We start from the raw sequence: 25,024 nt of genomic DNA on the forward strand, positions 1-25,024 counted from the left end.
ATTTTCGTGAAGGGTGATACAATGTTCTTGCCAACAACCAGTGAAGAAATCAAAAAACTCGGTTGGAAACAATTAGACATAATACTTATTACCGGGGATGCTTACGTAGATCATCCATCTTTTGGAGTCGCCTTAATAGGACATTATCTTTTTTCAAAGGGATACAAAGTTGGTATCATAGCCCAACCTGATTGGAACAGCGACAAAGATATCAAACGCCTTGGTAGACCAAAGCTTTTTTTTGGCATCACCGCCGGTAACGTTGATTCAATGGTTGCAAATTACACTGCTTCGATGAAAAAAAGAAAAATAGATGATTACACCCCCGGTGGTACATCAGGCAAAAGACCAGATCGAGCCACAATAGTTTACTCAAATCTGGCCAAAAGATTTTTTCCGAATGTTCCAGTGATTCTCGGTGGACTTGAAGCCAGCTTAAGGCGTTTTGCCCATTACGACTGGTGGGTTAACAGGGTGAGAAAATCGGTTTTGATCGACTCAAAAGCAGACCTACTTGTCTATGGCATGGCGGAAAAAACCATCCTCAGAATATCTCAAATTCTTGAAAAATATGCTGATTTAGACAGATGCAAACAATTGCCCGGTGTTGTCTGGTGGACATCAAGAAAGCCAGAAAGCGGAATCGAACTTCCAAGTTTTGAAGAAATTTCTGAAGATAAAATCAAATATGCGGAAGCTGTGAAATTACAACTTTCAAGCACAGATCATCTAAAAAATGTTGTTCTCTATCAAAAACAGGACAACCGCTATATTGTGCAAAATCCCCCAGAGAAACCTCTTGACCAAACAGAATTAGATAATCTTTATCTGATGGACTTTGAAAGAAAGACTCATCCATATTATGAATCTATGGGACATGTGCCAGCAATAGAAACTGTTCAATTTTCTATAACATCTGTCAGGGGTTGTTTTGGTCGGTGTTCATTTTGCGCACTGAGTTGTCATCAGACAGCACATGTTGTATCCAGAAGCGATGAATCAATAATCGAAGAAGCCCGTAAAATCACAAGACACCCTGATTTTAAAGGTATTATCACAGATGTCGGTGGACCAACAGCTAACATGTACGGTACTTCGTGCAATGTAAGAGATTCAAAAGGCACATGCAGAAAATTCTGCCTGCATCCAGAAATATGTTCCAGTACTCAAATGAATCATGCAAAATACATAGATCTGCTGGAAAAATTACGTCAGATCAAAGGTGTAAGACATGTTTTTGTTTCCTCGGGCATTCGGCACGATCTGGCATTGAGCGATCCGGAAGGAGAATATTTCATAAAAGAACTCGTGAATTATACTCCCGGGCAACTGAAACTCGCACCAGAGCATGCACACCCGTATGTTCTGAAACTGATGAGAAAACCTCCCGTGGAACTATTTCTGGAATTTAAAAGAAAATTTGAAAAACATGCCAGACATCAGGGGAAAAATCGTTATGTGATAGGGTATTTTATAGTGGCACATCCTGGAGAAACGCTTCGTGAAAACAACTATCTGAAAAATTTCATCAATGAAAAACTTGGATACCATCCTCAGCAAATTCAAATTTTCACACCTTCGCCTGGAACTATAAGCACGGCTATGTACTATTCGGGAATCGACCCTTTTACCCACGAACGCATTCATGTTGAGAAATCACTGAAAGTAAGAAATCAGATGAAGAAAAACTTGTTCAAATAAAGAGGCGGATTGTCCCGCCCCTTAGTTGTTCACAGTAACCGGTTCTTTATATATTGGATAAGTCAAAGGATATCCCATTAATCTTGCGATGATTCTTGGGATTTCAGTATTATCGAACCATCCCGTGAAGTTTTCAGCTCCTGGTCCAAATGAAAAAACTGGTACTGGCATACCAGTATGGTCAAAGGTAGTCCATCCTACAAGAGATTTTCCACTCAAAAATCTTCCAAATTCTTTAACAAATTCAGATGAATTCAAACTATTCTTTTTGCTAAGTAAGAACCTGTATTCTTCATCAGAGATATCTATACCGTAATAGTTCCTGGCTGCATTGATAAACTCCTCTTTTTTGTCGATTGAAAATCTGCTTAAAAAAGTTTCTGTGTTCATCTTGTACTGCCTGAGTTTATTGATCTCGATCATTTGATTTCCAGATGATATCGAAAGCCCGCCAGTTTCGTGATCAGCAGTAATTACAACCAATGTGTCAGGATTTTTTTCTGCAAATTCAAGAGCTACTTTTACCGCCTTGTCAAATTCCACAGTCTCTTTCCAAACTCCATACACGTCATTGTCATGTGCCTCCCAGTCAATCTGTGAACCTTCTACCATAAGGAAAAATGGTTCACCATCCCGGGAAAGCAACTGCAATGCCTTATTGACCATTTCGTATAACATGGGTTGCTCTTCTGGTCTGTTTGATGCCGGAGACAGGTGGCTCGGAGCAAAAAGTCCTATAACTTTCCCTTCATCAACAGTTTCGAGTTCTGACTTTTTGCTCACATAAACATACCCCTGTCCCTTCATTAATGCAATTAAATCTTTATCATCAGTTCTTTTGCTTCCTTTTACGGATTCTGGAAAGAAGTGTCTGTAACCTCCGCCAAAAATAACATCAAAATCACTATCTGCAAGTTGTTCTGCCAGTTCATTCTCCATATCTCTGTCCTCAACATGCCCGTAAAAGGAGGCTGGTGTTGCATGGGTGATTCTGCAGGTAACTACTAATCCTATTTTCACTCCATATTTTTTGAGAACTTCTGCTAAGGTTGGAACATTTTCGCCACTGGGTAAAAGCCCTATCATTCTATTGTTTGTCTTGAAACCTGTTGCTAAGGCAGTCCCGGCTGCCGCTGAATCAGTCACCCAAGAATTTGCCGAGTAAGTTGTGATCAACCCGATGCAGGGTGTTTTCGTCATAGCCAATGGTTGGCCTTCGAGCAATTGGGTTAAATAAACGTGATTGATACCCATACCGTCGCCAATCAAAAGAATAACGTTTTTCACATAAGCAAAACTCATAACCGTTACCAGAACCATGATCAAAACGGTCAGTTTCCGCATGTTTTCACCTCCAAAACGTAGTTTTCCATCTTATTTATGCACAGAAATATTAATGAAATACGGAAGGCATTTGTAGTATTTTCAATATCTTTTATAAATTTTATCTGCGTAAATAACCATAAATACGTATATTGTGATATTTTCCGTTGTAAAATTTTCCATTTTTTATAACGCCTTCAAGCTCAAAGCCGGTACTTTCGAGAAGTTTTATAGAGGGTTTGTTGTATTCATATACTTCAGCTGTCAGTCGATTTAAATTGAGCTCGTTGAATGCAAAATCCATGGCCATCAAAAGCATCTTTTTTCCCAAGCCAATCCCTCTTGCTTCAGATATCACATAATAAGTAATGTAGGCGTTTCTATTTATCCAGCGCACATCAAAAGAAACAAAACCGACAGGTCTGTCTTCCTGAAAAAAATTCATAACGATCTTTCTCGGTATATTAATCAACCTCGTTTCGGAAAAATACATGAGATCTCTCGTTTCTATCAAAACTTCTTCTTTATCCCCTATATAGAAATCCATCCATAACACCTCCAAAATTATTTAACCATCATGAATATTAATCGTCCTGGAAAAAAGATTCAAAAAGAGATTTTACCTAACAGTGGTATAATTCTCCCAGTCCATCTTTGGAGGTGTTGTTTTGCAGATTTTCTGGCAAAAAAACTGTACCTGTCCTGTTTGTGGAAAACAATTTCAAGCTGTTCGCCTATTCAGTGAAGCAATCAAAGTAAAAGAACGCGACACTGATTTAAAACCAGCTTACGAAGGCATCAATGCATTGTTGTTTCAGCCAATAACCTGCACACATTGTTATTACACAGCATTTGAAGATGATTTTGAAAAACCTGTAACTGAAAAAAACCGCATTCAAGAACTCTGTGATCGAATTAAAAACAGCCTCTCGATAGATCTCTCTGAAAACAGATCACTAAAAGATGGTGCAATGATCTTTGCAATAGCTGCAGCGGTTTACACTTTAACAGAAAAACGTCTCAAAGCAGCCGAAGCTTATCTAAAACTATCCTGGATTCACAGAGATATGCATTCGAAAGATGAAGATAATGCGTTAGAGCAGGCAATGAAATGCTTCCTAGAGAGTTACAAAAACGATGAACTGGCACCCGAAAAGGAAATTATGGTAATCTTTTATCTCGGAGAAATCAACTTGAGGCTGGGAAACAAAAAAGAGGCTGTCCGATGGTTTTCGAGCCTAATTCAAAAATTTGGAAACACAAATTCGATATATGTAAAATTAGCCCGTAAAGAATGGCAGCAGGCTGCTGCAGGGAAGCGAGGACTATGAAAAAACTTTTATTGCTACTACCATTGGTAATCATCGTGATTTCCTGCACTCCTTACGATCAGGACCTTCTTGAGCAAATCAACAGAAGGCTGGATGAACTTGAGTATCGCATAGCTCAAATTGAAAAAAGTACCTACAACAACCAGAAAAATATTGAAAAATTGCAGCAGGAAGTAAGTAAAATAAACAATGAAGTATCATCAACCAAAAAATTGCTTGACGAGCAAAAAAATCTGCCAGCTGTTTCACCAGATGAAATAAACGAGATCATGGCCCGGTTGACATCTCTTGAAATGAGATATAACCAGCTCTCTGTGGCATTGAATGTCTCAGATATAAGAGAACTTATATACAAACTTGGTGACATCGAAGCTGCTCAGAAGCAGCAGCAAATAAATTATGAAAAATTTGTTCAGCAAACAGAGCAACTTTTGAATCAGGTCAATGCTGAACAAATTGCTGCGAAACTGAGTGGCCTTGAGAATTCTGTTCATTCTATTTCAAACCAGATCGCTGAAGTTATGGAATTGTCATCCAGAATAAAATCTATAGAAACAACTATAGAAAATCTGGCGATCGAAAATCCACAAATACAACAAAATATAGATCTTTTCGGCCTTGAAACGCAGATCAATCAGCTGAAAACAGAGATCAAAAATACAGAAAGTGCTTTGAAAAAAGAATTAGAAGAAAAATTATCAAAACTACAAATAAAATCCGGTGAAATTATGCCTTCCGATCTTCAGCAGTACATAGCCAATACAACCGCCCTTACAAGACAGTTAGCTACTGAGATAGAAACACTCAGAGGTATTGTGAGGGAATACGACAGAGACAGGTTTCTCAGGTTAGATCAGGGATACGTAACATATGTAGTGAAATCAGGTGATACCCTCTCCAGTATCGCACAGGCCTATGGTTTAAAACTTGATAAAATAAAGCAGCTGGCAGAGTTAAACGGTATAGAAGATGCAAATCGTTTGTTAGTCGGGCAGAGGATTCAAATACCTGTTGAAGACACAAATTCACTTTTTAAATATCCCTTAGATAGCCCACTTAATCCGCAAGATATAGCAGGCGCTTTTTCCGAGCCCACCGGCTCTGGGGCAAGAACAGGTATTGATATCAGGATAAATACTCCAAGAAAAGTGCGATCCATGCTACCAGGAAGAGTAGTGAATATTTTGCAGGACAACAATGGATATCACATCAGAATCGATCACGGAAACGGCATACTTGCTGTTTACGGCAATTTGAAAGCAATCGAAGTTGTTCAAGGTCAATGGATTTCAGGGGGAAACAATGTTGGTACTGTGGAAAACATTTTTCATTTCGAAATATGGATAGATGGAGAACCAAGAGATCCTCTGAGAATTCTTTTGAAATATGCAGGAAAATTTGAAGCGACCTATTACTCTGAATGGGAGGATGGAAAGTTGCCAGAACATCCCACCTTTCGGATAACAGCAGCCGGTACTGTACCAAAAGAATGGTGGACAATAGCGGCAGATCCATCTGTTATTCCACTTGGAAGTGTGGTATACATACCGCAATTTTGTGGTGGGCCAAATTATGGTTTCTTTAAAGTTGAGGATACCGGCGCTGCTATTAAAGGAAATAAAATAGATATATACACCAGCAATATAAAGCAAGCGCTTGTAAATATGCGATCCTACGTTGATGTCTACGTTGTTCCAATTCAGATGAACTGGAGGTAGATAAAATTGGGTATAACTATCAAAAGTGAGTATGCTTTCAAAATATTGCTACAAATCGCAAATTGCCAGGCTAATGAACCTGTTTCGCTTTCCCTTATTTTAACAGATGTTAATGTACCGAAAGAATTTGCAGAAAAGATAATGGTAAGTCTGAAAGAAGCCGGAATTATAGAATCAACACGGGGCAGGAAAGGTGGATATCGCCTGACAAAAAGTGCTGATCAGATCACAGCTCTGGAAATTGTTAGAGCTGTTGACGATCCTGATAAATTGATTAAATGCACCATGGATGAAAACTGTTGTAGCGATCCAACAAGCTGCACCATAAGACTCAAGATATGGGACAACCTCAAGAAAAGTGTCGAAGATACTCTGAGCTCTATCAAGCTCAGCGATCTATTTGAAGCCTGAATTGGGAGTAAAGCTATGAGAAACATAGTTCAAAACATCGCAGACGATTTTTTCAAAATACTCAGATTTGACAAAAATGACTGGTATTCTTACTGGAAAGAATATCGGGCAAAGTATAGTCCATTGATCGAAAATTACGAAACATCAATGGGACTCACAGAAGATGATATTAGACAACTTTTACAAAGCATGAGCAGACCGTTGCTTGACAAATTAATGCAGTATTGGCAAAGCGTCTCACGAGATCAGAAACTGTTTTCCTCAAAATTAGTATCAAAAAAACACAAAATTCTGGAGCTCCACAGAGAGGACTTTACTATCTTTTTAACAGGTTTGCTTGGTTTAAAAGACTGGACTGTTGTCAATGGAAATAAAGAAAAGGTAATACTTATAGATATACTATCTCTGTGGAAAAAAAACATTGTTGATCAAATAGCTGAGGTAGCATTTCAATCCGTGAAATCCTTCAGAAGGGGTGAAACGATGGGTAGTTATACTTCAAAAAAACAGCTGTTTGAAGAATTGGCTAACCAGATAGAAGAAATAATTTCCCAAAATAATATTCATGAATCAATGGAAGAGATATGTAATCTCCTTTATGAAAACATTTCTTATTACAACTGGGTAGGTTTTTACCTAACAGATTTTGATGAAAAAAATACACTTGTGCTTGGGCCTTTCGTGGGCGAACCAACAGAACACGTGAAAATACCCTTCGGAAAAGGTATATGCGGCCAGGCTGCAGAAAAAAAGACAACCTTCATAGTGCAGGATGTGTCAAAAGAAACAAATTATCTTTCTTGCAGCCCCAAAGTGAAATCCGAAATTGTTGTTCCAATAATAATTGACGGCATAATATATGGAGAACTGGATATAGACAGCCACATATCGAATGCATTCGACAAAGACGACGAACTTTTCTTGAAAAATATATGTGATAAGATATCTCAAAAAATAAGGAGCGAGGAGTGAAAAGAAATGGAAGTAACAGATATTGTTAAAAAAGCTGCAAGGACTTTTGAAACACCCTTTCTGATAATTGACCTCGACATAATTGAAGAAAACTACAGAAAACTTGCGGCGGCTATACCAGATTGTAAAATATTCTATGCAATTAAAGCAAACAGTCATCCAAGAATACTCGAAAGATTAAGAGATCTTGGGAGTAATTTTGATGTAGCATCAATAGGAGAGATCAAAAAACTTATGAACCTCGGTGTCACGGCAGACAGGATGATATTTGCCAATCCGATAAAACGTGAGAAAGATATCGCAGAAGCTTATGACCTTGGAGTATATCTTTTTGCTGCTGACTCGACAATGGAACTCGATAAAATCGCTGAGAACGCACCGGGTTCACAAGTAGTTATCAGGGTGGCTGTTGAAAACACACACAGCGACTGGCCTTTATCGAGAAAATTTGGAGTGGATCTATTAGTCGCTGTAGATCTCATTGCATATGCTCAGAAATTGAGGCTGACGCCGGTTGGTGTGAGTTTTCACGTTGGTTCTCAAAATTACGATCCACACAGCTGGTCTAATGCTATTGAAAGAGTTGCAAAGATATTCTACTGGGCAGAAAGAAATTTTGGCATTCATTTGAGAGTACTCGACATAGGTGGTGGAATACCAATCAAGCATGTCAAACCAATCCCAACTGTTGAAGAGATAGGAGAAATTGTACTTCAATCAATAAGCGAACATTTGTATGGAGTGAGAAATCTCCAGATATTTGCTGAACCAGGAAGGTCAATGGTTGGAAACTCTGGAATTCTGGTCAGCAAAGTCCTGTTAAGATGCCAGAGAGGTAGCGAAGAATGGGTTTATATAGACGCGGGAGTATTTCATGGGCTGATGGAGACTATTGAAAACTTCAGATACGAAATAGAAGTTGATGGAAAAGAATCAGAACAAAAAATTCCGTTCGTCCTTGCTGGTCCAACATGTGATAGTGTGGATAAAATCTATGACGACGCATTGCTTTCATACAACATAACACTTGACGACATTGTTTATTTCATTAATGCCGGTGCTTATACTGTTGAATATGGGACAAATTTCAATGGGATTCCTTCACCTAAGGTTTATTTCTTACAGGACCTTCTGTAACTATTTTCCTATTACTTGAACAATCACTGACCTTACCCTGGGGCCATCGAATTCACACAGAAAAACCTTCTGCCAGGTTCCCAGGGTCAATCTTCCTTCGCTGATTGGTATGGCGACAGAAGAACCAATTATAGCTGATTTAATATGAGCATCTGCATTACCTTCAAGATGAGAATAGTTTTCATTAGATGGAACTAATCTTGAAAGCTTGCTGAGAATATCAGACCTCACAGAAAGGTCTGCTCCTTCATTTATTGTGATTCCAGCAGTGGTATGGGGAACAAACGCGACACATAAACCTTCCTTAGTATTTGATTCGTCTACTATTCTCTGAACTTCATGCGTTATATCTAAAAATTGTTCTCGCTGGGTTGATTTAACCGTGAAACTCTTCATGATGTCACCTCACTATTCAAAGAGAACATTTGTTATGATAACTATGTACCCGTTGTGCTCTTCGAACTCCACTTTCACTCTTTCACGATCAACTTTGAATGTATCGCTAACCCAATCGACAATTCTCTCCTTAATTTTTTCGGAATTTTCTTCAAATTCCTGCTTTGGAATAACCTCCGTAACAGCAACTGGCCGCCTTCTTTCAAGTATTGTCTCAAGCCTTTTGTAAGCAGTTTCTCTACTTTTCTCTCGTTTTTTCTTTTTGAAGAGTCCGAAGAACCACACGGATCATCATCCCCTTTTCCTGTTAAAAAGGTTCCTGAAAAATGTCATAAATCCCTTCTCTGACATTTGAGAAATGTCGTTATCTACAGGGACGCTTTCACCTTTCAAACGCCTTGCTATATTTTCGAAAACCTTCGAAACAGTCATGTCTCCATTCAAAACAACCGGTAGCCCCTTGTTTGTGGCTATTATGACTTCCTCGGAATCAGGAACAACTCCCAGAATCTCCAGAGCGAGCGTTGATTCAACATCCTGTTGAGTAAGCATTTCACCTGCTTTCACCATTTTGATCTTGAATCTGTTAAGTATGACCTTCATAGATTTATCACTAAAACCGAAATTTTCTAAAAGCCCCACAACCCTGTCTGCATCAGAAATAGCTGGTAACTCTGGAGTTGTTACAATCAGGGCGATTTCCGCAGGAGCAACAGCATTTCTGAACCCTCTCTCTATACCTGCTGGGGAATCAATAAGTATGTAATCAAAAACCGGATACAAAGTTTTGGCAATTGCCTTCATATCTTCAGGAGAAACCATTTCTTTGGTTGCCACCTGGGAAGCTGCGAGAAGATACAAATTCCTCATCTGTTTATGCCGAACCAGTGCCTCCTGAGCATTGATTTTTCCGTTGACTACATCAACAAGCGTATAAACCACTCTATTTTCGAGCCCAAGGACAACATCAAGATTTTTCAAACCTATATCTGCATCTATCAAGCAAACCTTTTCACCGAGTTTTGCAAGTGTGCAACCAAGGTTCGCCGTTATGGTAGTTTTACCAACACCACCTTTTCCCGAAGTGACAACAATCACCTTTGCCACTCGTTCCACCACCTCTCCGGACAAGCCAAAACATCAGTTTCATTAGATTTTACCACATAAAGCTCGAGTATCTAACAAAAATAACTACCCATATATTGGGTGGTAGATAACTCAATACAAAATGTAGTATAAGTGGTAGATAACTTCCAAATTGCTCATTAATCCTATAAAAATAGATGGTAGATAACCTGAAAATGCTATTAAATAGAAAAAAACAGGCAGATGTCAAATTTATACCATTTCAGTCCGGAAAGCTTTTTATCAGCTGTTGATCATACTTATGAGTTTTCTACCACCATAAAAACGGCTCTTAGAGAGCCTTTCAGAAGTTATCTACCATTTATCTACCATTTATCTACCACTTTATCTACCACCCCCCCAAGCAGATCTTTTTCACAATTTATGGGAATTACGCAACTTATGTTACAAAACTTACCACCTATATACTATATATACTACTAAGATAAGGTATGATAGTTTAGTAAAGAAGAATTGGGGGTGTTGAAAAATGAAAACAGTGGTAGCGACCATAGTAACTCTGCTGCTATCTATAACGGTCTTTCCAGCCGCAATCAACGTAGAAAGCAGATTAATCGAATACAGGTCTCACAGAATGGAGAAAGAAATGTGGCAACTCATCCAGGAACTGGAAGAAATGCCACAAGATGGAAAAACACTTGCCATACTCTGCGAAGCGCTGACGGAGTATGCAAACTGGGCTAAAATCTCTCAAGAAGAAAGAGAAAAAATATATGAAAGGGCAGTAGAGGTCGGTAAAAAATCGGTCGAATTGCTTCCAGAAAGTTCATACGCAAACTATGTTACAGGAGCAGCAATAGGGCGCTTAGCCCAGTACAAGGGAATCATACAGAGTTTGTTTATGCTTGGTGATTTTGATAAATATATTTTAAAAGCAATCGAACTTGATCCGAATAACTACACAGCTCTTGTAGCTATGGGTATGCGCTACAGGGATACACCCTGGCCATTTAGAGATTTCAGAAAATCTGAACAGTACTTTCTTAAGGCGATTGAAGTTGAACCTGCATATGTCAATTCTTATTACGAACTCGCTGTGCTGTATGAACAATGGTCTGAAATAGCAAGAAAATCGGAGGATAGGGAAAAATACTTTCAAAAGGCAAAACAACTTTATGAGAAAATAATCCTTATGGAACCTCATCCACAATGGATAGCCCAGGGAGAAGAGACAAAACAAATTGCGTCAAACTGGTTAAAAGAACACGATTGACAAAAACAAGGGAGGTAAGGTTATGTTTGTAAAGTACTGGATGAATCAGGATTTCCCATCTATCAGAATTAATTCTACGGTCCAAGAAGCCTTATCGGTGATGAGAAAGTACAAAGTGGATTACTGTGTTACAACAGATGAAGCTGGAAAATTTCAAGGTTTTGTTTATAAGAGCAACCTGGCTGATTCGGAACTTGACAGCAGTGTATTTGATCATGTTGTTTTTCCTGATTTCTATGCTTATGAAGACAGTTATATCGAAGAAGCAGCACTGACTTTTAGAGAGTCGCATGAAGCGTGCCTTGCAGTTGTTGATCAGGAGTTAAATGTTAAGGGAATAATTACCTTGTCGGAGATATTAGAAGCTTTTGTCGCCATAACCGCAATGGATGAACCTGGAACGAGAGTTCTTATGAAACTCGAGGATAAGCCGGGACAGCTTAAAGAGATATTCGACGTGCTCGCTCAAAACAAAATGAATGTTCTGTCTGTAAATACAATTAAAGAAGATGGTTTCAGAAGAGTTTCGATAAAAGTCGATACGTGCGAGCCTGAGGAGCTGGCAAAGACATTGAAGATTTTTGGAATCGAATATGACAGAATAACAAGGGAGGAAGGATTCTGAAAGATTTCTTTCTTGCTATTATCCAAGGGCTGACAGAATTTCTACCTGTATCAAGCTCGGGTCATATTGTTTTATTTGCCAATCTGTTGAAAACAGATATCAATATAGCTTTCGCAGCGATGCTTCATCTTGGAACACTTGCAGCAGTGTTTATCTTTGCTATTTATTCAATAATAAGAGCCTTGAAAAATATAAAAATAATTTTCAATTTATTCATATCAACATTACCAGCAGCTTTAATTGGCATAACCTTCGAGAATAAAATCGAGCAAACTTTTAGTAATATTGAGCTACTTCCAATATTTTTTTGCACGACGAGCCTACTTTTGATGCTGAGTTCTTCAAAAAATGGCGAGAAAACTTTGGAACAGATGTCTTTTATCGACGCTCTTTTCATAGGTTTATTTCAGGCTCTGGCTATTTTACCAGGTATATCCAGAAGCGGTTCAACTATAGCAGGTGCTCTGCTGCTTGGTTTCAAAAGAGAAGATTCCCTCTCTTATTCTTTTTTATTAGCTTTACCTGTTACGGCAGGCGCAGGACTGATGAAAATCTCAGAGATGAGGATGAGCCAAATTCACCTGGCTCTTACAGCTTTTGTTGTTGGCATAATTGCTCTTTTTATTCTCAAGAAAAGTGTTTTGACAGGCAAACTGAAATTGTTTTCTTATTATTGTCTTTTAGCAGGATTTCTGTCTTTTTTAGTGAGGTGAGTACTGGTGAGAGTTGATATTCTTGTGGTAGGGGGCACCTTGCGAAGTGCTCCGTATGTCATGGCACCATATTCAACCGTGTGTTTACTTTATGATGAAAATAAAAAAATGCTTATTGACCCAGGAAGCTTTGTAACGTGGCAATCACTCGAGCAGAGTTTAAAAGCGAGGAATATTTTACCAGAGGACATAACAGATATAATTTTGACTCATGTTCATATGGACCATATCTTTAATTCTATATTTTTTAGAAATGCTATGGTTCATGTTCATCAAAAATACAGAGCACGTGATTATTCTTCTTTTGGTCCCATCACCGGACAGCTTTACAGTATGGTGGTTTCCGGCTGGAATCATGTGAATATGCTCTCGGGAGGGGAAAAGCTTTTTGGATTTGTTGAAATTTTCTATTCACCATTCCATTCGTCTGATCATGTGTCGTTAGTAATAGAGAGCGAAAATATGGGTAAAATATTTATGCCTGGTGACATATGCTATACAAAGGTTGATTATTATGAAATTGCAAAAGGGTATAGAAATGATGAAGCAGCTCATTTTGTAAGACAGGCATCAAAAAACTGCGATTGGATTGTTTTTACTCATGATGAACCTTTAAAGCTGTGAGGTGATAGGTTATGTTAAAAGATTTCATCTCCTATAGGCAAAAGCTCAATGATTTGATAAATAAAAAAGGAAATCTTCATACGAAAAGATTCATGAATCTTGATTCACAGGTTTACGAACAGGGAGCACTTGACACCAAGACAAAGGAAATGTTAGGGCTTGTTGCCTCGATGGTTCTCAGATGCAATGATTGTATTACATATCATATGATCAGGCTTTTTCAACTTGGAACAACAGATGAGGAATATTTTGAATTATTTAATGTTGCTCTGATAGTTGGAGGTTCTATAGTTATACCACATCTCAGAAAAGCTGTTGAGATTCTTGAAGAGCTCAGGGAGTATGAAAAAGATGGCAAAACTATTTCTCTTTGATGGTACAGGACTCGCCTACAGGGCTTATTATGCCCTTGATCAATCATTATCTACTACTTCTGGCATTCCTACAAATGCTACTTATGGCGTATTGAGAATGCTTATAAGATTTCTGAAAGATTACGTTAAAATTGGTGATTATACTGCTTTTGCAATGGACACAAAGACACGCACTTACAGGCATGAGTTACTGGAGGAGTACAAAGCACATCGTCCCCAAACACCAGATGCGATGATACAGCAACTTCCATATATCAAAAGGGGTGTGCAGGCCCTTGGCATAAAAGTTTTAGAATATGAAGGATGTGAGGCAGATGACGTTATAGCCACACTTGCCCGAATGGGAGAAAAAGAATTTGAAGACATTTTTATTATATCTGGTGACAAAGACATGTTCCAGTTAGTAAACGATAAGATCAAAGTTTGGCGCCCATCGAAAGGCATAACTGACCTTGAATTTTACGATAAGAAAAAAATAATAGAAAAGTACCGGGTAGAACCATCCAAAATAGTAGACCTTCTCGCGCTGATGGGGGATAGTGTTGATAATGTCCCGGGTGTTAAAGGAATTGGCATGAAAACCGCTGCTGAGCTCATTGAAAAATTTGGGAATCTTGATGAAATATATGGGAAAATTGACGAAAACAGCAGAATAGGTAAATTGCTTTCTCGGGGCAAAGATGACGCGTTCAAAAGCAAGCAACTTGTAACACTTATGACCGATCTTGATTTGAGACTTACATGGGATGATTTGAAATACGCCGGCTATAAAGAAAAGGAGTTAGTTGAATTTCTTAGAGAGATGGAATTTTCAAGTATTATGAAAGAACTTGGTCTTTATACTCAGCAGGATCAGAAGACTCCTTATATAGCTGTAAAGGATAATAATTCTCTCAATGAACTTTTTGAGAAGATAAAGAAAAGCCAGTATTTTGTTTTGGATCTTGAGACAGATTCTCTTTCTCCAATAGATGCCGAGATAATAGGCTTTTCGATTTCATTACCCAGCAAAGAAAGCTATTATGTACCCTTGGCTCACAAAAACGGACCAAATGTTGATAAGAAGTCGGCGCTCAACAATTTAAAAAGTATATTAGAGGACCAAAGTGCAAAAATAATAGGTCAGAATCTCAAATACGATTACAGTGTTCTTAAAATGCATGGTATTGAACCTGTTAGACCATCTTTTGATACAATGATAGCTGCGTATCTGCTTAATCCAGATGAAAAAAGATTCAATTTGGATGAGCTTGCAATGAAATTTTTGAATTACAAAATGATCAGTTTCGAGGAGTTATTTAAGGATACTTCCCCATTGTTTGGTGCGGTGACATTTGCAGATGTTTCAGTAGAAGATGCAACTAAGTACTCGGCAGAGGATGCTGATATAACACGCAGGCTGTACGAGATTTTGAATATAAAACTACACGAGGCAGATTTGCTTGAAGTGCTTGAAAAGATAGAAATGCCTTTGATACCTGTTCTTGTTCACATGGAGCTTGAAGGTGTCTACATGAATATTGATTATTTGAAAGATCTTTCTTCGAAGTATGCTGCCAGGATGAATGAACTTTCACAGCAGATATACAATCATGCTGGAGAGGCTTTTAATTTGAATTCCCCTAAGCAGGTTGCTCACATACTATTCGATAAATTAAAAATACAGCCAACGAAAAAGACATCGACTGGCGAACCCTCGACTCGTGCTGATGTTTTGGAGGAGCTTTCGGAAGAACATCCTATAGTTCGATTAATTCTCGAGTACAGAAAATATCAGAAGATTAAATCTACGTACCTGGATGTTTTACCAAAACTTGTGCATCCAGAAACAGGAAGAATCCATTCTTCATTTCATCAAACTGGTACGGCAACCGGAAGGTTAAGTAGCAGTGATCCAAATCTGCAAAATTTGCCAAGTAAGCAAGAAGAGAGCAGGGAGATAAGGAAAGCTGTGGTACCTCAGAGAGATAGTTGGAAGATTTTGAGTGCTGATTATTCTCAAATAGAACTCAGGGTTCTTGCACATTTGAGCAATGATCAGAATTTGATTGAAGCATTCAAAAAAGATGAAGATATACATAACTTTACTTCATCCCGAATCTTCCAGGTACCTGAAAACCAGGTGACTCCACAGATGCGTTCAATTGGAAAGATGGTTAATTTTTCTGTTATATATGGTGTATCGCCTTATGGACTTTCACAAAGAACAGGTTTGAGCTACGATCAAGCTCAAAAATTCATAGGGGAGTATTTTTCGTTGTACCCGTCTGTTAAGGAATATTTTGCCAAGATTGTCTCGTATGCAAAAACCCATGGCTATGTCAGAACAATGTTTGGCAGAAGAAGAGAGGTACCTCAATTAAGGTCAAAAAATGCTTCTGTAAGACAAGAGGGAGAAAGAATAGCTATTAATACTCCTATTCAGGGGACGGCAGCAGATATAATGAAACTCGCCATGATAAATCTGTATGATAAAATAAAACAAATGAGATTGCAATCTAAGATGATACTTCAAGTTCATGATGAGCTTGTTTTTGAGGTGCCTGATGAAGAAGTTGAGATTGTTAAGAATCTGGTTAGAGATTCCATGGAAAACGTTGTCAGGTTATCTGTGCCTTTAAAGGTGGATTTGAAAATCTCAGATAGCTGGGAATAAAAAGGAGGTTTTAGCTTGGACGCAAGAGTTATAAATGCACTTATTGCAGCAATTGTTAATACTCTGGAAGTGCTGATTGGTGAAAAACCGACGGTGGGTAAACCAGGCGTACTGAAAGAAATAAAACCTAAATTCGATTTGATAACACTCATAGGCTTTGTTGGTGGAGTTGAAGGAAATTTGATATATTCTTTTAACCCGGACACAGCTTTGAAGATTGTTTCAAAAATGATGAACATGCCGTACGAAAACCTGGACGAGCTTGCAATGAGTGCTATTGGAGAGCTTGGAAACATGATTGCTGGAGCTTTGGCTATGAACTTAGAAAAAATTGGTTGCAAAATAGTTATTAGTCCGCCCACTGTTGTCACAGGACGTGAATTAAAGATATCCGTTGAAGGACTAACACTTCAATTGCCCGTCAGTGTCGCGTCTGACGACGATGTAGAGACAATCCTTTCTGTGAAGGGATCCGTCAAGTGCGGAAAGACTTGAACAAGTACAGTGTGGTTTTAAATTTTGGCGTGACAGTTATTTCCAACATCATCGTTGGAACATTGATAGGCTATTACATTGACAAATGGACTTTTAAGAATGGTGTTTTCTTAATAGTTTTTGTTTTACTTGGAATAGCATCGGGTTTGTATAATGGTTTCAAATATTTGTTGAAGGAAGCCGATAAATATGACAAGCACGATAAAGAAGATGATAACAAACGTGATGATTCTGGGATCCGTTGAGATTGTCGTTTTTTTCATGTTATTTGGATACAGAGGTGCCATGGGAGTACTTGCTGGCACAATCGGTGCCTGTGTCAATATAGTTTCTCTGTGGTACGATGTTAAAAAATGTGTTAAGAAAAGAAGGAAGATGTCCTTAACAGGATATTTGTCGCGGTATACTTTTAGTGGTGCTGTTATGGTTTTTGGGTCAATTTTTTCTTTACCAGCTCTTTTTGGAGCTTTTTTTGGTTTGATGAACGAAAAAATTGCTGCTTTTTTGTCCTGGAGGTGACTGAGTGAAGATCAGTTTAGATAAAAGGGCGAAGGTTTTACTGGCAATTTTTCTCGTAGTCTACATAGTCGTAGGAGTTTTGAATGCAATTTACCTTTCTAAACAAAACATGGGGGAAGCATTTAAAAATGTTGCCAATCGCTGGGTTGTGGATCTTCCATTCGGGAAAGGCATTTTTTCAAGAATCAACCCTTTGACAATATTTATGACATGGGGCATCATGGCTGCCATAATCCTGATTGCCTTGAGGCTCAGAAAACCACAGGTTGTTCCGGATAGAAAGCAGTCGCTCGTGGAATCACTTTTGGAGTTTGTGTATAACATGGTTGAGGATGCTGTTCCAGATCAACGTTTTGTGAGGCCAACTTTTTATATAGCCTGTACATTATTTATATTCATAGTTTTTTCCAATATACTTGGTGGTGCCATCCCTGGCATATCTATAGAGGCAAACGCTCAAGGAACTGTCGAAAAAATTCACCTTTTTTCCGACACGTGGTTTTCTCCAACTGCGGATATAAACACTAATGCTTTTTTAGCTGTTTTTGTATTTATCATCAGTCAAGTATTTGCGATAAAATCCAAGGGAATTAAATCGTGGGCAAAGTCATGGTTTGAGCCAATTCCTTTTATGTTTCCAATGAACGTTATAGGAGAACTATCAAAACCAATATCACACTCTCTGAGGCTCTTTGGAAATATCGCTGGGGGAGCTTTGCTTACATATCTTTTAGCTTACATGGCAAAATATCTGTTTTTGCCCGTTATTCTGTGGGGATTTTTTGGACTGTTTGTAGGTGTTATACAGGCTCTTGTTTTTACAGTGCTTGCGATTGCTTATATATCATCTGCCTTATCCTAAGAAGGAGGGATTCTTGTGGAGAATGTTTCTCCAAGTCTTGCGGAAGCATTGATTCAGATGGGAAAATTTATAGGAGCAGGAATATGTATGGGTGCGGGAGCTATAGGCCCGGGTATTGGTGAAGGACATGTTGGCGATGGAGCTATGCAAGCAATGGCGCGCCAACCAGAATTGATAGGCGTTTTGACTACAAGAATGTTGCTTTCTCAGGCAGTCTGTGAGACAACCGGTTTGTATTCCTTGCTGATATCTATTCTCATACTCTTTGTGCTCTGAGGAGGACTTGAAATGGGATTTGTTGAGCTCAACCTCACGGGTATTATTCAATTACTGAATTTTCTAATTTTACTGTTTGTTCTTTACAAATTTCTGTACAAGCCTTTTCTGCAAATAGCCGATAAAAGACGGGAAAAAATACAATCTGATCTTGCCAGTGCAGAAAAAGAGCTCAAAGAAGCTCAAGAGATGAAAAAGCAGGCTCATGATGCTCTTGAAAGCGCAAGAAAATCTGCAGATGGAATCATTTCAGAAGCAAGGCAGAAAAGCGAAGAGATCATAAACCAAGCTAAGGTCAAAGCCCGTGAGGAAGCCGAGAAAGTTTTGAATTCAGCTCGAAATGAAATTGAACGTGAGAAAAAACAAGCTTTACAGGAAATTGAAAAGAGAGCCGGAGAGATAGCAGTAACATTAGCACTTAAGATCCTGCAAGGAGTACTTGACGAAAAGGCAAAAAGGGAATATTTGATTAATATTCTCAATAAGGAGAAAGAAAAATGAGATATTCGCAGATTGCAGCCAAGTACGCCAGAGCTCTGTTAAATGTTGCAGTTGAATTGGAAAAAACAGAAGAATACGGGGATATACTTGCTGTAGTTGTTCAACTTTATCAGAAAGCAAAGCAATTTTTTGATGATCCAACAATTGGCGCAGCAGAACATGTTGATAGAATTACCAAGTTTATTAATCAAATAGGGGCTCATTTTGACAAGCCTTTCTGGAATTTTTTGAAAATAGTTTTTGAGAAAAGAAGGCAATCAGTGTTACCTGCCATTTTGCAATACTATAAGAACATGAAAATTGAATCTGAAATGAAAGTACCTGTCTTCCTTACAACTGCTTATGAGCTTTCTGAAGAAGAACTTAAAGTTATCACTGACTTTGTCAGGAAGTATACAAAAAGAAATCCTGTTTTTGAAACCAGAATTGATGAATCCCTGATAGCTGGTGTAGTTATAGAATGTGAAGGAAAAACCTTTGATGCTTCTGTGGCTGGAAGGATTAGAAATGTAACCCGCCATGTTCTTCAAAGAGAGGTGATGTAGTTGAGAATTAGCCCTGGAGAAATAACAAAGGTGCTCGAGGATAGAATAAAGGAGTTTAAAGAAGAGATAGACCTTCAGGAAACAGGAAGAGTTGTCCAGATTGGAGATGGAATAGCAAGGGTTTACGGATTAAATAGTGTTATGGCTGATGAACTTGTTGAATTCGTTGAGACCGGCGTGAAGGGACTTGCTTTTAATCTTGAGGAGGATAATGTTGGTGTTATTTTATTAGGACCTTATTCTCAAATAAAAGAAGGTCATATTGTTAAAAGGCTTAAAAAGATTATTGAGGTACCAGTTGGCGAGGAACTCTTAGGTAGAGTTGTGAATCCCCTTGGAGAGCCACTTGATGGTCTTGGCCCAGTAGAGGCTAAACATACGCGCAAGATCGAAATCAAGGCGCCCGGTGTTATATATAGACGTCCTGTGAACACCCCTCTGCAAACTGGGATTAAGGCTATAGATGCCATGATCCCAATAGGTCGTGGACAGCGAGAGTTGATAATTGGTGATAGGCAAACAGGAAAAACAGCTATTGCCATAGATACCATCATAAATCAAAAAGGAAAAGGGGTCTATTGCATATATGTAGCGATAGGACAGAAGACAGCCGCAGTTGCCAGAATAGTTGATAAGCTCAGAGAATTTGGTGCTATGGAATATACTACAGTAGTTGTTGCATCTGCTTCAGATCCTGCACCAATTCAATACATTGCTCCTTATGCTGGCTGTGCTATGGGAGAATATTTTATGTACAATTCAAAAGATGCTCTTGTAGTTTACGATGATTTATCAAAGCATGCAGCGGCTTATAGACAGCTATCTTTGCTTCTCAGAAGACCACCGGGAAGAGAAGCTTACCCGGGAGATATATTTTATCTGCATTCAAGACTTCTTGAAAGAGCTGCAAGGCTCGATGACAAAATGGGTGGAGGCTCTTTAACAGCGCTTCCAATAGTAGAAACTCAGGCAAACGATGTTTCTGCCTATATTCCCACCAATGTTATATCTATAACGGATGGTCAAATATACCTCGAACCCGGACTTTTCTATTCTGGATTCAGACCGGCTATAAATGTTGGATTGTCTGTGTCAAGGGTGGGAGGTTCAGCCCAAATAAGAGCTATGAAACAAGTTGCCGGAATGTTGAGAATAGATCTTGCGCAATTTAGAGAGCTTGAAACATTTGCGCAGTTTGCATCTGAATTGGATCCTGCTACGAGAGCCCAGATTGTCCGCGGGCAACATTTGCAGGAGTTACTCAAACAGGACCAGTACAGCCCACTACCAGTTGAAGAACAAGTTGTGGTTCTTTATGCGGGCGTTAGAGGATATTTAGATGAGCTTCCGGTTGAATCTGTGAGAAAATTTGAAAAGGAATTTCTTGATTATATGAGAACGTCTAAATCTTCCCTGCTCAAATTGATATCGGAAAAGAAAGAATTAACTCAAGAAGTGGAAGATGAGTTGAAAAAATCTATTCAGGAGTTTCTGGAAGGATGGCATGAATAATGAGCAGAGGAAAATTAAGATCGGTAAAGGCTCGCATTCAATCAACGTCAGCGCTGATGAAAATAACGCGTGCAATGGAAATGGTTGCCAGAGCACGTGTCAGAAAGTTAGAAGAAGGTTTCAGAAAAGCAAAAACTTTTGCCAGTTCTGTTGAAGTTCTGAAAGATCGAATAGATTTTTCCTCGTGTGATCATCCGTTTGTTATTGGAAGCGGAAAGCCTGTTCTTGTTGTTGTAAGTTCAGATATGGGTCTATGTGGATCATTCAATGCAGAAATCATAAGAGAAACTGAACGCAGACTTAAAGATTTTGAAATACTGATTACCGTTGGCAGCAAAGCAACGGCGCATTTTTCTTCAAACAAAAAGCTCGCAAAATCTTATCAGAGAATATATGAAACACCAGCATTTAATGTTGCAGCTGCTTTGATGGAGGATTTACTGAAGATATCAGGAAATGTACATATTATATATGGGAAATTTGTTAATAGACTTGTTCAAAGACCTACTTGTGTTCAACTTACTCCGATAGCTGGAGGAAAAAATATTGAGAGATATGAATATGAACCATTTTCAGAAGAGCTTGCCGCAAACTTCGCCAATTTTTATGTAGCCACAAAGATATTTTCACTTCTTTATGAAACAAAAGTCAGCGAGATGTACGCAAGGCAAAATGCCATGAGAAATGCTACGGAAAACGCCAGAGAGATGATAAGAACTCTCACTCTGGAATATAATAAAGCCAGACAAGCGTCAATAACACAGGAACTTATAGAAATTGTGACAGGCGCTGAAGCACTGAAGGAAGAGTAAGGAGGCGATTTCTTTGGCTGGAAAAGGATACATAGTCAGAATCATAGGACCTGTTGTTGATGTCAAATTTGATGAAAAGGAACTTCCAGACATATACAATGCTTTAGAAGTTACCAATCCTCAAAATGGGGAAAAACTGATCCTGGAGGTTGAACAACTTATAGGAGATAATACTGTCAGAGCTGTTGCTCTTGATTCAACTGATGGTTTAACTCGTGGACTTGAGGTAGTGGACACAGGTAAACCAATTGTTGCGCCCGTTGGAAAAGGTGTTCTTGGAAGAATTCTAAACGTTGTTGGAAAACCTATTGATGAAAAAGGAGATATACAGGCAGAGGATTACTGGCCTATTCATCGACCGGCACCGAAGATTACTGAGCAGAAAACAGAAATTGAGGTACTTGAGACAGGCATCAAAGTGATTGATCTGCTTGCCCCCTTTCCTAAGGGTGGTAAGATAGGTTTTTTTGGTGGTGCAGGCGTTGGAAAAACTGTATTAGTTATGGAGCTTATAAGAAACATTGCAATTGAGCAGAAGGGTTTTTCTGTTTTTGCAGGTGTTGGAGAACGAACAAGGGAAGGAAATGATCTGTGGCTTGAAATGCAGGAAGCAGGCGTACTTGAGAATACTGTTCTGGTATTTGGGCAGATGAATGAGCCACCAGGAGCCCGATTCAGAGTAGGTCTGACTGCTCTGACTATAGCTGAGTACTTTCGCGATGTGGAAGGCAGAGATGTGCTTTTATTTATAGACAATATCTTTAGATTCGTACAGGCTGGTAGTGAAGTGTCTGCTTTGCTTGGAAGGATGCCATCGGCAGTGGGTTATCAGCCAACATTGGCAACGGATATGGGAGAATTGCAGGAAAGAATCACTTCGACCCAGAAAGGGTCCATAACATCGGTGCAGGCAATATATGTTCCCGCAGATGACATAACAGACCCAGCACCTGCGACGACTTTTTCCCACCTTGATGCATCGGTGGTTTTATCAAGAAAGATTGCTGAGCTTGGTATATATCCTGCTGTTGATCCTCTTGATTCAACTTCGAAAATACTTGATCCAGCAGTTATAGGCTGGGAGCATTATCAGGTTGCAAGGGGTGTTCAGGAGGTTCTTCAGAGGTATAAGGATCTCCAAGATATAATAGCTATTCTTGGTATGGAAGAATTGACAGAGGAGGATAAATTGATTGTTCAGAGAGCAAGAAAAATTCAACGTTTTTTAAGCCAGCCGTTCTTTGTGGCTGAGAGATTCACAGGCGCAAATGGAAAATATGTACCCATATCAGAAACAGTGAAAGGCTTTAAGGAGATACTCGAAGGAAAGCACGATTCCTTACCTGAGCAGGCGTTCTTTATGGTTGGAACAATTGATGAAGCTGTTCAAAAAGCAGAAAGATTGAAAGGAAGTGCTGCATGATAGAGGTTGAGATACTCTCTCCTTCAACGGTTTGCTGGATTGGAAAAGCAAAATTCATGAGTTTCAGAACAGTTGATGGATCGATGGGGATACTTCCAAAAAGAGCACCTATTGTTGCTCAACTTGCAATTGACTACGTGAGAGTCGTTACGGAAAGTGAAGAAAAAACCTTTGCTACGTATGGTGGATATATTCACTGCAACGGTCAAAAAGTAACAGTTGTTTCAAGCATTGTTGTTCCTGTGGAAGATCTGGACCCACATGTTTTCAAAAATGCTCAGGAAAGGGCGAAAAAGCTTCTGGAGTATCAGGATCAACTTTATAGAAACACGAAAATTGAAGCAGATGTGAGGGCAGGAAAGTAGAATATGCCATATTTTCTTGCGATAGGTGGCATAGGATTGCTGGTGGTTTCTATTTTGATTTTTCGAAAAACTTTTTCTGAGATCTCAAAAGAAATGCTGCTTGTTGTTTTGCTCTGCGTTGTTCTTGCGATCATATCAATTATGGCAGCACTTTTGAAGGGGGGATGATTGTGGAAAAATTTGTATTGCCATTTTTTAATAGGAAAACTTTGCCGTCATCTGATTTTTATTCTTATTCTATGCTGATTTTTTTCATTTCCAATATTTTGGGATTGATTGCTTCAATAATAGTTGTTTCTGCTGATTATCTTTTAGCCCTTTCTGCCAATCGTTTTCTCGGATTAACGCAGGGAATGTCGATTTTCTCTGGTTTATCACTGCTTTTTGTTGTGATCAGGTGGAGTTTTGTAATAAAAGAACTTCGCAGAGAACTTATCGAGAAGATACCTGAATATGCAAGTATTGCGATTAGATCAGATGAAACTCTGATAAATCTTGGAACGGCTGTTACGACTGCTGGGTTGGTCATAAGTCTGTTTGTACCTTTTGGGTTTCTGGTAACTCTGGTTGGGTTAAGCCTGGCATATCATTTTTTCTTTAACTCAATGAAGGAGTACGAAAACGATGAACTGATATTTTTCTCAAAAATGCCAAAGATAGCTGAGTTCTCCAAGACGAAAATTTTTAACTTTGAAGTAGATGCTAATGTGATTATTTATTCTTTGATAACACTTTTTGGATATCTTACCTTCCATCAAGAGCAGTACATATCTTCCGTTGAGAGCTATGTAAAATCAAGGAAGCAATTACTTGAGGAGGTGAGCGTGTGAATTACATTTTTTCAACCAAAGGTTTTGACTCTTCACCAGCGATAGAAGAGTATTTGGAGAAGAGATTTCAAAAAGTAGATCGTGTTTTAAAAGAAAATGATATCGTTTCCGCCGAAATAAGAGCAGAGAAGGATGCAATTAATTATGTTTTGAAGGCAAACATAAACTTCAAAGGCAATATCATTGTGGTCCAGGAAAAAGATCCGGACCTTTACACTGCTATTGATAGATTATCTGATGCGCTTGAAAAAAGGGTTAAAAAGATCAAATCAACTGTTCGTGAAAGGCACAGAATGCCTGTCGAAAAGATTCCCAGCATCAGTGATACATATGAATTCGAGGAAGAGGGATCAGAAGTTTATGAAGCAAAAAGAGTACCTTTATCTGTTATGCCACTCGAGGAGGCCATTCTTCAATTTAAAACTATGGAAAGGCAGTTTTTTGTGTTTAGAAATTCAGAAACAAACGAGATAAATTTGTTGTATATACGAAAGGATGGAAAAATAGGATTGTTTGAATTTGTAGACTGAGATGTGGTGAAAAA

31 protein-coding genes are annotated in these 25,024 nt (G+C 38.7%); 26 read left to right on the plus strand and 5 right to left on the minus strand.

All coding sequences use genetic code 11. The features are described 5' to 3' along the window. Positions 1 to 21: 21 nt before the first annotated feature. Positions 22 to 1,701, plus strand: a complete 1,680-nt coding sequence (locus TEL01S_RS00655) for a YgiQ family radical SAM protein (protein WP_028843551.1) — start codon at positions 22 to 24, stop codon at positions 1,699 to 1,701. Between the two features lie 21 nt (positions 1,702 to 1,722). Here TEL01S_RS00655 and TEL01S_RS00660 read toward each other — a convergent pair whose 3' ends face one another. Beyond that, positions 1,723 to 3,045, minus strand: a complete 1,323-nt coding sequence (locus TEL01S_RS00660; protein WP_012002192.1) for an alkaline phosphatase — start codon at positions 3,043 to 3,045, stop codon at positions 1,723 to 1,725. 100 nt (positions 3,046 to 3,145) lie between these two features. Continuing rightward, entirely contained in the window at positions 3,146 to 3,571 is a 426-nt protein-coding gene (locus TEL01S_RS00665; protein WP_012002193.1) for a GNAT family N-acetyltransferase, read from the minus strand. 121 nt (positions 3,572 to 3,692) lie between these two features. Between TEL01S_RS00665 and TEL01S_RS00670 the strand changes: the two genes are divergently transcribed. The 5 genes from TEL01S_RS00670 to TEL01S_RS00690 are packed head-to-tail and all read left to right on the plus strand — an operon-like array spanning position 3,693 to position 8,593. Continuing rightward, the gene (locus TEL01S_RS00670; protein ID WP_028843550.1) at positions 3,693 to 4,355 is read left to right on the plus strand and encodes a DUF2225 domain-containing protein; all 663 of its coding nucleotides are present in this window, start codon (positions 3,693 to 3,695) and stop codon (positions 4,353 to 4,355) included. Beyond that, entirely contained in the window at positions 4,352 to 6,073 is a 1,722-nt protein-coding gene (locus TEL01S_RS00675; protein ID WP_028843549.1) for a 3D domain-containing protein, read from the plus strand. The genes TEL01S_RS00670 and TEL01S_RS00675 overlap by 4 nt, the downstream gene beginning before the upstream one ends. A gap of 6 nt (positions 6,074 to 6,079) precedes the next feature. After that, a complete protein-coding gene (locus tag TEL01S_RS00680; protein WP_012002196.1) occupies positions 6,080 to 6,484 on the plus strand; it encodes an RrF2 family transcriptional regulator in 405 nt (134 codons plus the stop codon). Positions 6,485 to 6,499: 15 nt separating this feature from the next. Further along, the gene (locus TEL01S_RS00685; RefSeq protein WP_028843548.1) at positions 6,500 to 7,456 is read left to right on the plus strand and encodes a GAF domain-containing protein; all 957 of its coding nucleotides are present in this window, start codon (positions 6,500 to 6,502) and stop codon (positions 7,454 to 7,456) included. Positions 7,457 to 7,462: 6 nt separating this feature from the next. Further along, a complete protein-coding gene (locus tag TEL01S_RS00690) occupies positions 7,463 to 8,593 on the plus strand; it encodes a type III PLP-dependent enzyme (protein WP_012002198.1) in 1,131 nt (376 codons plus the stop codon). Here TEL01S_RS00690 and TEL01S_RS00695 read toward each other — a convergent pair whose 3' ends face one another. The 3 genes from TEL01S_RS00695 to minD are packed head-to-tail and all read right to left on the minus strand — an operon-like array spanning position 8,594 to position 10,096. Next, positions 8,594 to 8,989: a secondary thiamine-phosphate synthase enzyme YjbQ gene (locus TEL01S_RS00695; protein WP_144313059.1), complete on the minus strand. Its 396-nt coding sequence runs from the start codon at positions 8,987 to 8,989 to the stop codon at positions 8,594 to 8,596. It abuts the gene before it with no gap. A gap of 12 nt (positions 8,990 to 9,001) precedes the next feature. Further along, on the minus strand, positions 9,002 to 9,274 hold the full coding sequence (locus tag TEL01S_RS00700) for a hypothetical protein (protein ID WP_012002200.1): 273 nt from the start codon (positions 9,272 to 9,274) through the stop codon (positions 9,002 to 9,004). 6 nt (positions 9,275 to 9,280) lie between these two features. Further along, positions 9,281 to 10,096, minus strand: a complete 816-nt coding sequence (minD, locus tag TEL01S_RS00705; protein WP_012002201.1) for a septum site-determining protein MinD — start codon at positions 10,094 to 10,096, stop codon at positions 9,281 to 9,283. A gap of 508 nt (positions 10,097 to 10,604) precedes the next feature. Here minD and TEL01S_RS00710 point away from each other — a divergent pair. The 20 genes from TEL01S_RS00710 to hpf are packed head-to-tail and all read left to right on the plus strand — an operon-like array spanning position 10,605 to position 25,010. Next, positions 10,605 to 11,348 (plus strand): tetratricopeptide repeat protein, encoded by a 744-nt coding sequence (locus TEL01S_RS00710; protein WP_012002202.1) that lies wholly within the window; start codon positions 10,605 to 10,607, stop codon positions 11,346 to 11,348. A 22-nt stretch (positions 11,349 to 11,370) separates the two neighbouring features. Next, the gene (locus tag TEL01S_RS00715; protein ID WP_012002203.1) at positions 11,371 to 11,973 is read left to right on the plus strand and encodes a CBS domain-containing protein; all 603 of its coding nucleotides are present in this window, start codon (positions 11,371 to 11,373) and stop codon (positions 11,971 to 11,973) included. A 17-nt stretch (positions 11,974 to 11,990) separates the two neighbouring features. After that, entirely contained in the window at positions 11,991 to 12,686 is a 696-nt protein-coding gene (locus tag TEL01S_RS00720; protein WP_266105302.1) for an undecaprenyl-diphosphate phosphatase, read from the plus strand. Positions 12,687 to 12,692: 6 nt separating this feature from the next. Further along, entirely contained in the window at positions 12,693 to 13,310 is a 618-nt protein-coding gene (locus tag TEL01S_RS00725; protein ID WP_012002205.1) for an MBL fold metallo-hydrolase, read from the plus strand. A gap of 11 nt (positions 13,311 to 13,321) precedes the next feature. Beyond that, positions 13,322 to 13,684, plus strand: a complete 363-nt coding sequence (locus tag TEL01S_RS00730) for a carboxymuconolactone decarboxylase family protein (protein WP_012002206.1) — start codon at positions 13,322 to 13,324, stop codon at positions 13,682 to 13,684. Continuing rightward, positions 13,662 to 16,340: a DNA polymerase I gene (gene polA / locus TEL01S_RS00735; RefSeq protein ID WP_028843545.1), complete on the plus strand. Its 2,679-nt coding sequence runs from the start codon at positions 13,662 to 13,664 to the stop codon at positions 16,338 to 16,340. Before TEL01S_RS00730 ends, polA begins: the two co-directional genes overlap by 23 nt. Positions 16,341 to 16,355: 15 nt before the next feature. Continuing rightward, entirely contained in the window at positions 16,356 to 16,835 is a 480-nt protein-coding gene (locus tag TEL01S_RS00740) for a chemotaxis protein CheX (protein ID WP_012002208.1), read from the plus strand. Further along, positions 16,820 to 17,080 carry an AtpZ/AtpI family protein gene (locus TEL01S_RS00745; RefSeq protein ID WP_012002209.1) on the plus strand — a complete coding sequence of 87 codons (261 nt, stop codon included), beginning with the start codon at positions 16,820 to 16,822 and terminating at the stop codon, positions 17,078 to 17,080. The genes TEL01S_RS00740 and TEL01S_RS00745 overlap by 16 nt, the downstream gene beginning before the upstream one ends. Continuing rightward, positions 17,025 to 17,354 carry an ATP synthase subunit I gene (locus TEL01S_RS00750; RefSeq protein ID WP_012002210.1) on the plus strand — a complete coding sequence of 110 codons (330 nt, stop codon included), beginning with the start codon at positions 17,025 to 17,027 and terminating at the stop codon, positions 17,352 to 17,354. Before TEL01S_RS00745 ends, TEL01S_RS00750 begins: the two co-directional genes overlap by 56 nt. A gap of 4 nt (positions 17,355 to 17,358) precedes the next feature. Beyond that, positions 17,359 to 18,216 carry a F0F1 ATP synthase subunit A gene (gene atpB / locus TEL01S_RS00755; protein WP_012002211.1) on the plus strand — a complete coding sequence of 286 codons (858 nt, stop codon included), beginning with the start codon at positions 17,359 to 17,361 and terminating at the stop codon, positions 18,214 to 18,216. Between the two features lie 15 nt (positions 18,217 to 18,231). Next, complete coding sequence (locus tag TEL01S_RS00760; protein WP_012002212.1) at positions 18,232 to 18,492, plus strand: F0F1 ATP synthase subunit C; 261 nt, start codon at positions 18,232 to 18,234, stop codon at positions 18,490 to 18,492. Between the two features lie 12 nt (positions 18,493 to 18,504). Beyond that, positions 18,505 to 18,993 carry a F0F1 ATP synthase subunit B gene (atpF, locus tag TEL01S_RS00765; RefSeq protein WP_012002213.1) on the plus strand — a complete coding sequence of 163 codons (489 nt, stop codon included), beginning with the start codon at positions 18,505 to 18,507 and terminating at the stop codon, positions 18,991 to 18,993. After that, positions 18,990 to 19,538: a F0F1 ATP synthase subunit delta gene (locus TEL01S_RS00770; protein WP_012002214.1), complete on the plus strand. Its 549-nt coding sequence runs from the start codon at positions 18,990 to 18,992 to the stop codon at positions 19,536 to 19,538. Before atpF ends, TEL01S_RS00770 begins: the two co-directional genes overlap by 4 nt. Next, positions 19,539 to 21,050: a F0F1 ATP synthase subunit alpha gene (gene atpA, locus TEL01S_RS00775; RefSeq protein WP_012002215.1), complete on the plus strand. Its 1,512-nt coding sequence runs from the start codon at positions 19,539 to 19,541 to the stop codon at positions 21,048 to 21,050. It abuts the gene before it with no gap. Then, positions 21,050 to 21,862 carry an ATP synthase F1 subunit gamma gene (gene atpG / locus TEL01S_RS00780; protein ID WP_012002216.1) on the plus strand — a complete coding sequence of 271 codons (813 nt, stop codon included), beginning with the start codon at positions 21,050 to 21,052 and terminating at the stop codon, positions 21,860 to 21,862. The genes atpA and atpG overlap by 1 nt, the downstream gene beginning before the upstream one ends. Before the next feature lie 7 nt (positions 21,863 to 21,869). Then, positions 21,870 to 23,285: a F0F1 ATP synthase subunit beta gene (atpD, locus tag TEL01S_RS00785; RefSeq protein WP_028843544.1), complete on the plus strand. Its 1,416-nt coding sequence runs from the start codon at positions 21,870 to 21,872 to the stop codon at positions 23,283 to 23,285. Further along, positions 23,282 to 23,650 carry an ATP synthase F1 subunit epsilon gene (locus TEL01S_RS00790; RefSeq protein WP_028843543.1) on the plus strand — a complete coding sequence of 123 codons (369 nt, stop codon included), beginning with the start codon at positions 23,282 to 23,284 and terminating at the stop codon, positions 23,648 to 23,650. The genes atpD and TEL01S_RS00790 overlap by 4 nt, the downstream gene beginning before the upstream one ends. A gap of 3 nt (positions 23,651 to 23,653) precedes the next feature. After that, entirely contained in the window at positions 23,654 to 23,818 is a 165-nt protein-coding gene (locus TEL01S_RS11005; protein WP_154654497.1) for a hypothetical protein, read from the plus strand. A 2-nt stretch (positions 23,819 to 23,820) separates the two neighbouring features. Then, the gene (locus TEL01S_RS00795) at positions 23,821 to 24,480 is read left to right on the plus strand and encodes a hypothetical protein (protein WP_028843542.1); all 660 of its coding nucleotides are present in this window, start codon (positions 23,821 to 23,823) and stop codon (positions 24,478 to 24,480) included. Continuing rightward, the gene (gene hpf / locus TEL01S_RS00800; protein WP_012002220.1) at positions 24,477 to 25,010 is read left to right on the plus strand and encodes a ribosome hibernation-promoting factor, HPF/YfiA family; all 534 of its coding nucleotides are present in this window, start codon (positions 24,477 to 24,479) and stop codon (positions 25,008 to 25,010) included. The genes TEL01S_RS00795 and hpf overlap by 4 nt, the downstream gene beginning before the upstream one ends. Positions 25,011 to 25,024: the final 14 nt, after the last annotated feature.

The sequence above is a fragment of the Pseudothermotoga elfii DSM 9442 = NBRC 107921 genome, assembly GCF_000504085.1.
In the GTDB taxonomy this organism is placed as follows: Bacteria; Thermotogota; Thermotogae; order Thermotogales; family DSM-5069; genus Pseudothermotoga_B; species Pseudothermotoga_B elfii.